Genomic DNA, 13,216 nt, shown 5'->3' on the forward strand with positions numbered 1-13,216 from the left:
TCTGGTGGGGGGAGGTCCAGAGGGGGGCGAAGCCCCTCTTCGCACGCCCTCCGCCCCATCAGAACAGCGCCCGCACCAGCCCCGCGCGCAGGGTTTCCTCCGCGTGGTGCAGGTCTTCCGGTGTCGAGAGGTGGAACCACACCCCGTCATGCACCAGGCCGAACAGCCGTCCGTTCTCGATCGCGCGGTCGTAGAGCCGGTTCAGGCTGAAGGCCCCGTCCGGCGCGCCCTCGAACAATGCGGGCGAGAGGATCTGCACGCCCGCGTAGAGATACGGCGCGATCTCCCGTTCCTTCGGCCGCCGCATGCGGCCGATCGGGTCGATCAGGAAGTCGCCCAGCCCGACCACGCCGTCCACCTGGGTGGTGCGCACCATCAGCAGCAGCGCGTCCATCTCCTGCGGGTCGAAGGCCGCGGCGAGGCGCGACAGCGCCGGCGTCGGCCCGTCGAGCCAGAAGGCGTCGCCGTTCACCACCGCGAAGGGCGCGTCGCCGAGCATCGGCAGCGCCGTCGTCACGCCCCCGCCGGTTTCGAGCAGCTTGTCCTCGCGTTGCAGCGTGATGCGCGGATGCTCGCGGCGTGCCATGGCCTCGGCGATCTGCTCGCCGCGCCAATGCGCATTCACCACCGCCTGCGTCACGCCGGCGGCCGCGATGCGGTCCAGCGCGTGGTCGAGCAGCGATCGCCCGTCCAGTTCCAGCAGGGGTTTCGGCCGGTCATCGGTCAGTGGCCGCATGCGCGTGCCGAGGCCGGCGGCGAGCACCATGGCATGGGTGAGGGTGATCATGCGGGCTCCGTCACGGGCATCGGGTTGCGGCGCAGCGCGGCGGGCACGCGCGCATCGAGGAAGTCGCGCAGCGGGCGCGTCGCGGGGTGCAGTAGCGCCTGGTCCAGCAGCCGCCAGCAGCGCGGCCCATGGACCAGGTAGCGCGGCTTGCCGTCGCGCCGCGCGAGCCGCACCCAGAGTGCTGCGACGCGCAGGTGGCGCTGCGCGGCGCAGGCGGCCATGGCGGCGGCGAAGGCCTCGCGGTCCAGGTCGCTGCGGGCGTCGAGGTAGCGCGCAATGGCGGCGGCGCGGATGTCCGGCGCCACGTCGCGGCGGGCGTCCTCGACCAGGGAGACCAGGTCGTAGGCCGGACTGCCGCGCGCCGCGTCCTGGAAATCGAGCAGCCCGGTGCGGCGGGGGCCGCTGCGCTCCGTCAACCGCATCAGGTTGGCGGGGAAGAAGTCGCGATGGACGAAGCAGCCGGCCTCGGCGAAGGGGGCGAGCATGCTGCACAGCGCGGCGTCGAGCTCCGCGCGCGTGGCGTCGTCGGCGGGCGCGCCCATCGCCGCGGGCCACCACCAGTCGAGGAAGGTCGCCGCGGTCGCGCGCGCCATCGCCGCGCCGTCCCAGGCGGGCAGGTCATCGGGCGGCGGGGCGGCGTGCAGGGCGGCCATCGCCTCGGCCGCTTCGAGATAGAGTGGCAGCGGGTCGGCGCCGGCATCGAGCAGCGATGCATGGGTGGCCTCGCCGAAATCCTCGATGACGAGGAAGCCCCGCGCCTCATCGGCGGCGATGATCCCGGGGGCGGAGAGTCCGAGTCCGGCGATGTGCCGCGCGATGGCGAGGAAGGGCCGCACATCCTCGGGCGGCGGCGCATCCATCAGCAGGGCGGGTCGCGGTCCGCCATGCAGCCGCGCATAGCGGCGGAAGGAGGCATCGGCCGGCAAGGGCTCGACTCGCGCCGTACCGAAACCGGCGTCGCGCAGGATGTCGCCTGCGTCCCTCATGCCGCCAGCGCCTCCAGCCGAGCATCCCAGCCGGACAGGTGGGCGCGGCGCGCATGATCGTCGGCCATCGGTTCCAGCGCGACGGTCAGGGCGCCTTCGGGACGTTCCTCGCCCAGCCGTTCCGGCCATTCCACCAGCACGATACCCTCCCGCGCTTCCTCCCAGCCGAGTTCGTCCAGGCCTTCCGGCCCGTCCAGGCGATAGAGGTCGAAATGATGCGCCGGGCCGGCCGGCAGGTCGTAGGACTGCACCAGTGTGAAGGTCGGGCTCGGCACCTCCAGCGCGGGATCCCCGGCGGCGGCACGCAGCACGGCGCGGGCCAGCTCGCTCTTGCCCGCGCCGAGCGGGCCTTCCAGCAGCACCGCATCCCCCGCCCGCAGCAGCCCCGCGAGCCGCGCGGCAAGGGCATGGGTGGCGGAGAGGTCGGGCAGGTCCAGCGTCAGTGTCCGGGGCATGGGGGGCGCACCGGGCGCCGCCCGGCTATGATCCTTGGGCCGTCCCGTCTATCACGCGGGCCAGGATTCGGGGGAGTGGCCATGGCGGCCGTCATCGAAACGGATGTCGCGATCATCGGTGCGGGGCCCGTCGGCCTCTTCGCCGTCTTCGAATGCGGCATGCTGCGCATGAAATGCGTCGTGGTGGACGCGCTGGAAGCGGTGGGCGGGCAATGCACCGCCCTCTATCCGGAAAAGCCGATCTACGACATCCCGGCGCATCCGGCGATCGGCGCCGCGGAGCTGATCGGCAAGCTCGAGCACCAGGCGGCGCCCTTCACGCCGATCTATCTGCTGGGCCGGCGCGTGGAACGCCTGGGGCGGGATGGCGCGACCATCGAGCTCCACACCTCCGCCGGCGACACCATCCGGTGCAAGGCGGTGATCATCGCCGCCGGAGCCGGGGCCTTCGGGCCGAACCGGCCGCCGATCGAGGGGCTCGCGGGGTACGAGGCCTCCGGCGCCGTGCGCTACCTGGTGGCGCGACGGGAGGATTTCCGCGGCAAGCGCGTGGTCATCGCGGGCGGCGGCGATTCGGCGGTGGACTGGGCGCTTTCCCTGAAGCAGGTGGCGGCGAAGGTCACGGTGGTGCACCGGCGGCCGAAATTCCGCGCCGCGCCGGAGTCCGCCGCGCAGCTCGACGCCGCCGCGGCCCGCGGGGAGATCGAGATGGCGATTCCTTTCCAGCTTCATGCGTTGAAGGGGGACGGTTCCAAGCTCGAAGCCGTCGTCGTCTCCACGCTGAAGGGCGAGGAGAAGGACATCCCGGCCGACCACCTGCTGCCCTTCTATGGGCTGTCGATGGAACTCGGGCCGATCGCGGCATGGGGGCTGGCGCTGGACCGCCACCACGTGACGGTGGAGCCGGCGACCTGTGCGACCAATGTGGACGGCGTCTTCGCCATCGGCGACATCGCCTCCTACCCGGGCAAGCTGAAGCTGATCCTGCAGGGGTTCAGCGAGGCGGCGATGGCGGCGCATGCGATCCATCCCCGGGTGTTCCCGGGCGAGGCGCTGCATTTCGAGTACTCGACCTCGAAGGGCGTACCGGCCGGGGACTGATACGGCGGAGCCTTGCCGAGGACGTCGTCGTCAGCAAGGAGAGCGGTATCGCGCGCAGGGCTGGTGTGGCGGCTGCGCGCCAGACCAGGACTGTCACTCCGTGCCAGCCGAAGCGCTGGCCGGCACCGGCATAGTGCCAGCGGCACGCGTTCCCGGCTCGTGCCGAGGCCGCGACGGGCACCCGGTCACCTTGCCTTGCAACGTGACCGGGAATCCGGAACGCGGCCCGCCGGCAGTCCGGCGAGGCCAGGCGAACCGGAGGTTTGCGCCCGGCGTCCGAGGGCAGGAACGGCCGGATACCGGCGGTCGCGAATCGCGGCCGTTGGCATAAGGATGCGCGGGGGCAACGCCCTCGCTCGCCGAGCCCCGGGCAATGCCCGGTGGGGCGGACATTGCCCCGCCGCCGGGCTTCGCCCGGTCAGGTGGGATCGCGCAGGACCCGGTACAGCGCCGGGATGGCCAGCACCGTCAGCAGCGTCGAGGACAGCAGCCCGAACAGCAGCGCCACCGCCAGGCCCTGGAAGATCGGGTCGGCCATGATGAAGCCGGCGCTGATCATCGCCGCCGCCGCGGTCAGCGCGATCGGCTTGAAGCGCACCGCACCGGCTTCCAGCGCCAGGGCCCGCATGCTGCGGCCATCGCGCGGCGCGTGGCGGATGAAATCCACCAGCAGAATGGAATTGCGCACGATGATGCCGGCGAGCGCGATGAAGCCGATCATCGACGGCGCGGTGAAGGCCGCGCCCGTCACCGCATGGCCCAGCACCACGCCGGGCAGCGCCAGCGGCACCGGCACCAGCACCACCAGCGGCAGCAGGAAGCTGCGGAACTGCGCCACCACCAGCACGTAGATGCCGAGCAGCGCGACCGCGAAGGCGGCCCCCATGTCGCGGAAGGTGATGCGCGTGACCTCCCATTCGCCTTCCCACAGCAGCACCGGCGCTGGAGGGTCGTCGGGCTGTCCGGCGAGACGGACCTCAGGTGCGCCGGGCGTCCGGCGCAACTCCCCGGCCACCGCGAGCATGCCGTAGACCGGTGCCTCGTAGGCGCCGGCGAGCTCGGCCATCACCATCTCCGCGGCGCGGCCGTTGCGGCGGAAGATCAGAGGGAAGGCCGGCTCCTCCGCCACCTCGACGAGCGAGCCGAGTTCCACCGGCCCGCGGCGCCCAGGCACCGGCGTGACCAGCAGCGCTTCCGACAGGGCGAGCCGTTCCTTCGGCAGCCGGATGACCAGCGCGAGCGGGTTGCGCCCCGCACCGCGATGGGACCATCCCACCGGCACGCCGCCGAGCAAGGCGCGGATGGTGTCGTGCACCGCGGCTTCCTCGACGCCATGGAATTCGAGCTGATCGGGCAGCAGCCGGATACGCAGCCGGGCGCCGGGATCGGGGAAGGTGTCGTCGTGGTCCACAAGGAAGTCCACGCGGCGGAAGGCGTCGCGCACCACGGTGGCGGCGGCGCGCCGGCTCTCGGCATCGGGACCGTAGATCTCGGCGAGCAGGGTGGCGAGCACGGGTGGGCCCGGCGGCACCTCCACCACCCGCAGCCGCGCGCCCTCGGGCAGCGGCAGCGCCGCGAGGCGGGCGCGCACCTCGAGCGCGATGGCATGGCTCTCCCGCGCGCGGTGGCCGCGCTCGGCGAGCTGGATGTCGAGGTCGCCCAGCCGCGGCGCCTGGCGCGCGAAGCTGTGCCGCACCAGGCCGTTGAAGTTGAACGGCGCGGCGGTGCCGGCATTGAGCGTGACGCCTTCCACCTCCGGCACCGCGCGCAGCAGCTCGGCGGCGGCGAGCAGCGCGCGCTCGGTGTCTTCCAGGCTGCTGCCCGCCGGCATGTCGAGCATCACCGCCAGCTCCGACTTGTTGTCGAAGGGCAGCAGCTTCACCGTCACGTCACGCGTGTAGAACAGCGCCATGGACGCCACGGTGGCGAGGCCGGTCGCGCCGAGGAACAGCCAGGCGGCGGCGCGGCGCTCGATCACGCGCGCGGCTACGGCGCGGTAGATCCGGCCCAGCCGGTCTTCCCCATGCGCGGCACGGGAGGCGCCAAGCTTCACCATCAGCCACGGCGTCAGCACCATGGCGACGAAGAAGGAGAAGACCATGGCGGCCGAGGCCACCGCCGGGATGGGCGCCATGTAGGGTCCCATCATGCCGGAGACGAACATCATCGGCAGCAGCGCGGTGATCACGGTCAGCGTGGCGACGATGGTCGGGTTGCCGACTTCGGCCACCGCCTCGATCGCCGCCGTCGCGCTGTCCCGCCCGTCCCGCATCGCCCAGTGGCGGTCGATGTTCTCGACCACCACGATGGCATCGTCCACCAGGATGCCGATCGAGAAGATCAGCGCGAAGAGCGACACGCGGTTGAGCGTGTAGCCCAGCATCAGCGCGCCGAAGAGGGTGAGCAGGATGGTCACCGGGATGACCACCGCGGTCACCGCCGCCGCCCGCCAGCCGATCACCAGCCAGACGAGTGCGACGATGGACAGGGTGGCGAGGCCGAGGTGGAACAGCAGCTCGTCCGACTTCTCCTGCGCCGTGGCGCCGTAGTCGCGCGTCAGGTCGGCGGCGATGCCGGCAGGGATGATGCGGCCAGACAGGGCGGCGAGCCGCGCCTGCACCGCGCGCGTCACCACGACCGCATTGGCGCCCGGCCGCTTGGCGATGGCGAGCGAGACGGCCGGCGCGCGCGCCCAGGCGCCGTCCGCGCCCCGCGTCAGGCGCCAAAGCCGCGCCTCCACCGGCGCGGGTGCCGCCGTGATGCGCGCCACGTCGCCGAGATAGACCGGCCTGCCGTCGGAAGCGGTGAGCAGCAGCAGCCCGGCATCGGGCACGCCGCGCAGCGTCTCGCCGGCCTGCACGGCCAGCGTGCGGCCCTGCGTGCGAAGCTGTCCGGCCTGGAAGGAGGCATTCGCCCCCTGCAGCTTCTCCACGAGCTGGTTCAGCGTGATGCCGTGGCGCGACAGCGCCGCCGGGTCGGGTTCGATGCGCAACTCGGTCGGTCGGCCGCCGACCAGATAGGTCAGCCCGACCTCGGGGATGGTGGCGAGTTCCGAGAGCAGCCGGTCCGCCACCTCGTGCAGGGCGGCGTCATCCCAGCGCGTGTCGGCCGGGTCGTTCGGGCGCAGCGTGACCACCGCCACCGCCACGTCATTGATGCCGCGCCCGACCACCAGCGGCTCCGGGATGCCCAGCGGGATGCGGTTCCAGTTGGCGCGCAGCTTCTCGTGCACGCGCAGGATGGCGTCGTCCGCATCGGTGCCGACCAGGAAGCGGGCGGTGACCATCACCGCGTCGTCCTGCGTCTGGCTGTAGACATGCTCGACGCCCGGGATGGCGGTGACGATGGCCTCCAGCGGACGCGTCACCAGCTCCATCGCGTCCGGTGCGGAAAGCCCGTCCGCGCGGACGGAGATGTCCACCATCGGTACGCTGATCTGCGGCTCCTCCTCGCGCGGGAGAGCGAGAAGGGCGATCAGCCCGACCGCCACCGAGACAACCAGCAGCAGCGGCGTCAGCGGGGAACGGATGAAGACGCGGGCGAGCTGGCCCGAGATGCCGAGGCTCACGGCCGCACCAGGACGTCGCCGGCGGCGAGGCCGGAGAGGATCTCGACCTCTTCCCCGCGCACCGGCCCGCGCTGCACCGGCACCAGCGCGCCGGACTCGAGCCGCACCAGGTCCACCCCGGCGCCGGCGATGAGGAAGGCGTGCGGGATCACGATCGCCTGCCGCAGGTCGGCGGCGATGGTCACGCGCACGCGCTCGCCCACGAAGAAGTCGCCGAGCCCCTCCACCTCCGCATCGGCCACCACCTGGCCCTGCTGCAGTTCCGGATAGACGAGGCGGACGCGCCCGCGGCCGAGCGGTGTGCCGCCCGACAGGCCGCGCGCGCCGAGGGTGACGGGATCGCCCTCGCGCAGGAAGCGCGCGTGGCGCTCGGGCAGGCGCAGGCGCAGCACGTAGCGGTCGGTCGCGAGGGTGGCGATGGCCTCGCCGGGCATCACCACGGCGCCGGCCGTGCCGCGCACGCGCAGCACCCTGCCGGCCTGCGGGGCGAGCACGGCTCCCTCCTCCTGCTGCTGGGCGGTGACGGCGCGTTCCGCCTGGGCGGCGGCGATCTGGCCCTCGACCACGTCGAGCGCTGTCTGCGCATCGTCCAGCCGCGCCTGGGTAGCGGTGCCCGAGGCGCGCAGCGCGCGGGTGCGTTCCAGCTCCTGCGCGGCCTGGCGTCGCTGCGCCGCCAGCGCGGCCAGGCGGGCATCGATCGCGGCAAGCTGCGGCGGATGCTTGGCGTCCTCGACCCTCGCGATGACCTGGCCGGCGGCGACGCTGTCGCCCTCCCGCACGGACAGCGCGGCGAGCGTGCCGGCGATGCGTGCTCGGGCCTCGACTTCGCGGACGGATTCCACGGTCGCGAAGACCGGGCGCTCGTCGGCGACGGTCTGCGGCATCACGGTGAGCCGCGTCTCCGCGGCCGCCGGCAGGCTCATGAGCAGGAGGAAGGGCAGAAGCGGGCGCATCGGGGAAGCTCCTGTCACCGACCCGCCGCCGACGGAGGCATGGCCCGGCCTGCCGGGCCCAGGCGATCGGACGGGGAATGTCGGAAAGGGTTCATCGTCTGGTCTGATGTTTCGGCTTGCGTTCGCGGTGCGTCCATATATAAGGAAAACGTTATGAATAGCCAACCCCCCACCACGACCGGGCTTCCCCGGCCGGGCAGTGCCGTCGCCGCGCATGCGTCGCACGGCCTGCAGCACCTGCCCCTGCCACTCTTCGCCGCCCCCATGGGGATCGGCGGGCTTGGGCTCGCCTGGCGTGAAGCCGCACATGTGCTCGGCGCGCCCGGTGTCGTCGGCGAGGCGCTGCTGCTGGCGGCTGGGCTGGCCTGGCTACTGATCGTCGGCCTCCATCTGCTCCGCATGCTGCGCCATCCGGAGGCCATCGGCGGCGACCTGCGCCACCCGGTCCGCTCGGCCTTCGCCGGCGCCGCGACGATCGGCCTGATGATCCTCGCGGGCGGGTTGCTGCCGTATGCGCGGGATGCCGCGGCGGCGATCTGGCTGGTGGCGGCCGGGGCACATGTCGCGATCGCGGTCTGGACGGTGCGGGGCCTGATCCGCGCCCCGCGGGAGGCCGCGTCCCTGACGCCACCGCTGCTCATCCCGCTGGTGGGCAATATCCTGGCCCCGGTGATCGGGGCGAAGCTCGGCTTCGATGTCCTGTCCTGGATGTTGTTCGGCCTCGGGGCGCTGCTCTGGGTCCTGCTGCAGCCCCTGCTGCTGGGGCGGCTCATCACCGGCCCCGCCCTGCCGGCGCGGCTGCGCCCGACCCTGGCGATCCTGCTGGCGCCGCCCTCCGTCGGCGCGCTGGCGCTCGCGGGGCTGACGCATGGTTTCGGTACGGCGCCGCTGATCGCCCTGGGCCTCGCGGTGTTCATCGCCCTCGTGCTGCTCTCGCTGCTGCCGGATCTCGCCTCCGGGCCCTTCGCCATGTCGTGGTGGGGCTGGACCTTCCCGAGCGCGGCCTTCGCCATCGCGCTTCAGCAGGCCGCCGCGGCGCACCCGGTCGCCTGGCAGGCGCCGCTGCTCTGGGCCGTGCTGGTGGCTGCGAGCGCCATCCTGGCCGTGGTGGCCGGCGCCACGCTGCGCGCCGCCGCGCAGGGGCATCTGTTGCGCCCCGAGGGCTGACGCCGCGCGGCCGCCGCTCCGGCGCGCCGCGCCCGCCGGACCATCCGGGAGGAGGTCCGGCAGCGTGCGGGTCAGGCCGTCGCCTCGCCGTCCTCGAGCAGGGCGCGGAGCATCCAGGCGGTCTTCTCGTGGCTGCCGATCCGCTCGGTCAGCACGTCGGCCGTCACCACGTCCTGCGCTGCCTCGGCCACGCGCAGGGCCTCGGCGGCGCGGCGTGCCACATGCTCGTGGCCGGACAGCGCCGCCTGGATCATCTCGCTTGCGCTCGGCATGCCTGCGGTCTCGGGCAGGCTGCTGAGCGCCGCATAGGCCTGCAGCGTGCCGGGCGCCGGCTGGCCAAGGGCGCGGATGCGCTCGGCGATCGGATCGAGCGCGCTCCAGAGCTCGTTGTACTGGTCCTCGAACATCAGGTGCAGCATGCGGAAGCGAGGGCCCCGCGCGTTCCAGTGGAAGCCATGCACCTTCACGTAGAGCAGGAAGGTGTCGGCCAGCACGCCCGAGAGCGCGGCGGCGACGCGGGCCCGGTCGTCATTCGGGATCTGGGTGGAAGACATGGCGTGTCCTCGTTCCTGCGGTGCCGCCGGCGGGCGAGGTGCCCGCCGGCGAGGGTGCCGTCACAGCGCCCGGGTGGAGAAGTACCAGTCGGTGGTCTCGTAGCCTTCGCCGGCCCGGCTGGCAGCCGCCGCGGCGGTCTTCGGCGGCGGGACGATGACGCGCCCACCCGGCGCCCAGCCTTCCGGCGTGGCGACGCCGTGCTCGTCCGAGGTCTGCAGCGCGACGAGCAGGCGCAGGATCTCCTCGATGCTGCGGCCGTTGCTCATCGGATAGTAGACCATGGCGCGCAGCGCGCCCTTGGGGTCGATCAGGAAGGTGGCACGCACCGCCTGGGTGTCGGCCGCACCGGGATGGACCATGCCATAGGCGGCGGCGACCTCCATCTTGAGGTCCTCGATGATCGGGAAGGGGATGATGACCCCGAACTTTTCCTCGATGTTGCGCACCCAGGCGAGGTGGGAGAACAGGCTGTCGATGGACAGGCCGAGCAACTCGGCATTCACCGCCGCGAAGCGGTCGGCGGCACGGGCGAAGGCGATGAACTCGGTGGTGCAGACCGGGGTGAAGTCTGCCGGGTGGGAGAAGAGAACGAGCCACTTGCCCCGGTAGTCGGCGAGGCTGCGGTCCCCGTGCGTGGTGCGCGCCTGGAAGGCGGGCGCGGGCTCGTTCAGGCGGGGGAGGCCGGCGACGGATGTCATGGCGGGTCAGCTCCTTGGTTCGACCGGGCATGACATTAGAAAATCCGAACATAAGGTCTACTCTATATATCCTATGACCCCGATAGGAGTGGGCAATTGGCGCTGACAACCGTGGCCTGTCCCGGCGCGTCGGGTCTGGTGGCACGGCGGAGCGGTGCGGTTGGATCTCCGAATGCGGCAGAGGGTTCGCAGCGCGGTGTCGTCGGCCTGTCGCGACTTGTCGCCCGCCCCCCCTGTCCCGAAAGGCGAGGACCGCGGCGCTGCCCGACATGCAGCGAGGCTCATCCTGGCTGGTCAGGGTCATGTGCATGCACGTCGGTCCCAGGTGGACGGCGGGGATCACCAGGAGTGCGATGAAAGGTGTGACGGGCGGCGCACCGCAGCCGCCCTACAGGATCTGCCCATCGGCATAGGCCATTGCCATGACCGTCAGTGCCAGGCCGACATACCAGGGCATGCGCCGGTTGCGCTTCGGAGGACTGGACATGTCTTCCTCAGCAATTCGCGATATCGTAACGATTGCCTGGAGCTGTTGCCGTTCGTCTCGGCGCACGGCAAGCACTTAAGCCTCTTGTTTTCGCAAGCATCTTCGCCCGATCAAGTGATTCCGCCTGATCGGCATCCGCTCTAGCCGAACGGTCCGCTCATGCCGAGCCAATCGGGCCGCCAAAGCAGCAGGCCCGCAATGGCCAGCATCACGAGGCCGCCCACCAGCCGCGTGGCATGGGCATAGCGCGTGTCGGCGCTGGTGAGATGCAGCGTCGCCACCGCTCCGGCGAACAGCGCGACGTCGTCGGCCATGAACACCGCGATATAGAGAAGCAGGTAGAGCTGGTGCTGCCACGGTGGGATCGGCGCCTGGGCCAGCAGTGCCGAATAGACCGCCGGCAGCCCGGCCGAGCAGAGGATCTCCACCAGGTTCACGGCCACCGCGAGCAGTGCGACACCGCCAGCCGCCGCCAACAGCCGGGCTCCGCGCGCCTGCTCGGCCAGTGAATCAAGCATGCGCCTGCGCGGCGCGGCCTGAGTGACCGGGCAACTCGCTTGCGGCCCCGCGGCGAAGGCACGCAGGTGGTGCACGCCCGCGGCGGCGGCGGCGAGCGCGACTGCCACGCGGATCCAGGCAAGGCCCGCGATCAGCAGCACCAGGTTGAGCCACGCCGCCAGGAGCAGCCAGTAGACAAGGCCGGAGACGATCAGGAAGACGCCGCCCAGCAGCCAGATCCGGCCGCGGTCGCGCATCGGCAGCAGCAGGCCGAGCAGGAAGGCCAGCGCCCACATGGCGCACGGGTTGAAGCCGTCTGCCGCGGCCAGGAGCACCGTGACGGCCGGGAGTGAGAGATCCGCAAGGCGCAAATCGCCGAGCAGGGGCACGCGCAGCATCTCGGGCAAATCCGGCGCCTGTGGCTGCGCCGGGCCGGGATCCCGCGCTCCACCGCCGGCGGCAGCCGCGGACGCGCCGCCAAGGTCCGAGCTGTCGAGCCCTTCGACGAGATCGGGGCAAGGGTTGGTCCGACAGGCGGCGATCGCCGCGCGGATCTGGGCTTCCGAGGCGCCTTCCAGGAAGCCGGTCAGCACACGCGGCCCGATCAGGATGGTGGGCACGGCAGGCGGCAGGCCGTGGCGATCGATCAGGGCAGCGAAGCGCCGCCGCGCCTCCGCGTCCCGCTCGACTTCATGCAGGCGGAGGCGGAGCTCGTCGTCTTCCGCCGTGAGCCGGGTGAGGAATTCGAGGGCGCGATGGCAGTGGGGGCAACCGAGGCTCCAGAAGACGTGCAGCGTCACGCTGGGGCTCGGCGTCTGCGGGGCAGCGGGCCGCGGCGAGGGGGCCAGGGTCAGAATGACGAGAAGTGCCGCCGCGGATGCGATCCGCGCCGCGGCACTCACGGCTTGGTTGCGACGATCCATGCGTCGCTACTTACCATGCGGTGCCGCCGGCGGCATCGGCAGGCGCCTGGCGCGGCCCGGCCCGGCCCGGTGTCATGTCGGCGAAGTTCGCCGGATCTCCGGCGCACGAAGCGGGCGGGCAGGCCACTGAAGATGTAGGCGAATGTCCTGGTGCCGAAGTCGCCAGGACTTCGGCGGCAGGACACGGGGGGAGATCCCGATCAGGCGGAATCACCCGGCGGGGCGAAGATGCTCGTGACAACAAAGGGCCAGAGAGGCTGCCACGAGCGCAGGCGAGCGGGAACCGCGCTAGAAGGGACGGCCGGCCGCGGATTGGCCGATCAAGGGCGCGACGGCGGTCGCCAAGTGGCTGAACAGCGCTTCGTCATCGGTGCCGTGGCGCTGGCATGACAGCACGGCCGTCCATACCACGCGGCCCGAGGCGCGTTCCCTCAGTTCGACTACGCCGCTCACGCGCAGCGTCGGGATGCGGCGGCCGCCCATGCGCGGCACATCCGAGGTCCAGGAGAGATCGTCGCTCTCGCGGAAGGTGCGGTCCTGCATCGTGTCGCCGAAGCCGCCGAAATTGTCGCCCTCGACGGAGATGCCGCCGCGCCAGGAAAGGACGAAGGGAGCATTGTCCGCCACACGGCGATTGACGTTGGCCAGCGCGGCGAGGACGGCACCGCGCAGGCGCCGCTCACTCTCGGTCTGCGTGCGATTGGGCACGGCGATGGCGGCGTCGCGTGGGATGGGCGCGAAGGCATTGGCGGAGACGCGCCCCGGGCAGACGCCCTGCGCTGCGGCAGGCGATACGCCGGACAGGAGGCCGAGCGCGACGGCCGCGACGGCACAAAGGTGGAGGGCTGGGCCGCGCATGACGTCTCCTCGAAGGCGAAATCGTGTTCGTCCGGCAAGGTAGGACGGATCGCGCCGCCTCGGAAACCTCGGGCCTGTTGGCCGGGTTCGGGAACAAGCGGCAAGGCCGGGGGGACTGAACTCCCCCTCAATCCTCCCCCTTCTCGGGGAATCCTGTGCTTCGCCGAGGGAGCAGCGCCC

General features: G+C 71.9%; 11 protein-coding genes. 2 read left to right on the forward strand and 9 right to left on the reverse strand.

Annotated features, from left to right (window positions below; translation table 11 throughout):
• Positions 1–58: 58 nt before the first annotated feature.
• From GXW74_RS12040 to tsaE, 3 genes are read right to left on the reverse strand one after another with little or no spacing between them, the layout of a single operon-like run.
• Complete coding sequence (locus GXW74_RS12040; protein ID WP_211846753.1) at positions 59–787, reverse strand: nucleotidyltransferase family protein; 729 nt, start codon at positions 785–787, stop codon at positions 59–61.
• Positions 784–1,773 (reverse strand): aminoglycoside phosphotransferase family protein, encoded by a 990-nt coding sequence (locus GXW74_RS12045; protein ID WP_211846754.1) that lies wholly within the window; start codon positions 1,771–1,773, stop codon positions 784–786. Before GXW74_RS12045 ends, GXW74_RS12040 begins: the two co-directional genes overlap by 4 nt.
• A complete protein-coding gene (tsaE, locus tag GXW74_RS12050) occupies positions 1,770–2,228 on the reverse strand; it encodes a tRNA (adenosine(37)-N6)-threonylcarbamoyltransferase complex ATPase subunit type 1 TsaE (protein WP_211846755.1) in 459 nt (152 codons plus the stop codon). The genes GXW74_RS12045 and tsaE overlap by 4 nt, the downstream gene beginning before the upstream one ends.
• An 81-nt stretch (positions 2,229–2,309) precedes the next feature.
• On the opposite strand from tsaE, the gene GXW74_RS12055 reads away from it, so the two are divergent.
• Positions 2,310–3,329, forward strand: a complete 1,020-nt coding sequence (locus GXW74_RS12055) for an NAD(P)/FAD-dependent oxidoreductase (RefSeq protein ID WP_211846756.1) — start codon at positions 2,310–2,312, stop codon at positions 3,327–3,329.
• A gap of 418 nt (positions 3,330–3,747) precedes the next feature.
• Here the strand turns inward: GXW74_RS12055 and GXW74_RS12060 are convergent, their stop codons facing one another.
• Both GXW74_RS12060 and GXW74_RS12065 read right to left on the reverse strand, forming a co-directional pair.
• The gene (locus tag GXW74_RS12060) at positions 3,748–6,897 is read right to left on the reverse strand and encodes an efflux RND transporter permease subunit (RefSeq protein ID WP_211846757.1); all 3,150 of its coding nucleotides are present in this window, start codon (positions 6,895–6,897) and stop codon (positions 3,748–3,750) included.
• Complete coding sequence (locus GXW74_RS12065) at positions 6,894–7,850, reverse strand: efflux RND transporter periplasmic adaptor subunit (RefSeq protein ID WP_211846758.1); 957 nt, start codon at positions 7,848–7,850, stop codon at positions 6,894–6,896. The genes GXW74_RS12060 and GXW74_RS12065 overlap by 4 nt, the downstream gene beginning before the upstream one ends.
• Positions 7,851–8,003: 153 nt before the next feature.
• Between GXW74_RS12065 and GXW74_RS12070 the strand changes: the two genes are divergently transcribed.
• Positions 8,004–9,017, forward strand: coding sequence for an SLAC1 family transporter (locus tag GXW74_RS12070; protein ID WP_211846759.1), 1,014 nt, complete (start codon positions 8,004–8,006; stop codon positions 9,015–9,017).
• 71 nt (positions 9,018–9,088) lie between these two features.
• Here GXW74_RS12070 and GXW74_RS12075 read toward each other — a convergent pair whose 3' ends face one another.
• The 4 genes from GXW74_RS12075 to GXW74_RS12090 form a co-directional block, all read right to left on the reverse strand.
• The gene (locus tag GXW74_RS12075) at positions 9,089–9,571 is read right to left on the reverse strand and encodes a Dps family protein (protein WP_211846760.1); all 483 of its coding nucleotides are present in this window, start codon (positions 9,569–9,571) and stop codon (positions 9,089–9,091) included.
• A 60-nt stretch (positions 9,572–9,631) separates the two neighbouring features.
• Positions 9,632–10,270, reverse strand: a complete 639-nt coding sequence (locus GXW74_RS12080) for a peroxiredoxin (RefSeq protein WP_211846761.1) — start codon at positions 10,268–10,270, stop codon at positions 9,632–9,634.
• A gap of 627 nt (positions 10,271–10,897) precedes the next feature.
• The gene (locus GXW74_RS12085; protein ID WP_211846762.1) at positions 10,898–12,055 is read right to left on the reverse strand and encodes a glutaredoxin family protein; all 1,158 of its coding nucleotides are present in this window, start codon (positions 12,053–12,055) and stop codon (positions 10,898–10,900) included.
• Between the two features lie 411 nt (positions 12,056–12,466).
• The gene (locus tag GXW74_RS12090; RefSeq protein WP_211846763.1) at positions 12,467–13,036 is read right to left on the reverse strand and encodes a hypothetical protein; all 570 of its coding nucleotides are present in this window, start codon (positions 13,034–13,036) and stop codon (positions 12,467–12,469) included.
• Positions 13,037–13,216 lie beyond the last annotated feature (180 nt).

It is taken from the genome of Neoroseomonas eburnea (assembly GCF_018129005.1).
Lineage (GTDB): Bacteria > Pseudomonadota > Alphaproteobacteria > Acetobacterales > Acetobacteraceae > Neoroseomonas > Neoroseomonas eburnea.

Bases quoted from the DNA above. Each gene is read 5' to 3' on its own strand.
- GXW74_RS12075 (WP_211846760.1), bottom strand. From the start codon at position 9,571: ATGTCTTCCACCCAGATCCCGAATGACGACCGGGCCCGCGTCGCCGCC.
- GXW74_RS12055 (WP_211846756.1), top strand. From the start codon at position 2,310: ATGGCGGCCGTCATCGAAACGGATGTCGCGATCATCGGTGCGGGGCCC.
- tsaE (WP_211846755.1), bottom strand. From the start codon at position 2,228: ATGCCCCGGACACTGACGCTGGACCTGCCCGACCTCTCCGCCACCCAT.
- GXW74_RS12045 (WP_211846754.1), bottom strand. From the start codon at position 1,773: ATGAGGGACGCAGGCGACATCCTGCGCGACGCCGGTTTCGGTACGGCG.
- GXW74_RS12040 (WP_211846753.1), bottom strand. From the start codon at position 787: ATGATCACCCTCACCCATGCCATGGTGCTCGCCGCCGGCCTCGGCACG.
- GXW74_RS12065 (WP_211846758.1), bottom strand. From the start codon at position 7,850: ATGCGCCCGCTTCTGCCCTTCCTCCTGCTCATGAGCCTGCCGGCGGCC.
- GXW74_RS12090 (WP_211846763.1), bottom strand. From the start codon at position 13,036: ATGCGCGGCCCAGCCCTCCACCTTTGTGCCGTCGCGGCCGTCGCGCTC.
- GXW74_RS12070 (WP_211846759.1), top strand. From the start codon at position 8,004: ATGAATAGCCAACCCCCCACCACGACCGGGCTTCCCCGGCCGGGCAGT.
- GXW74_RS12080 (WP_211846761.1), bottom strand. From the start codon at position 10,270: ATGACATCCGTCGCCGGCCTCCCCCGCCTGAACGAGCCCGCGCCCGCC.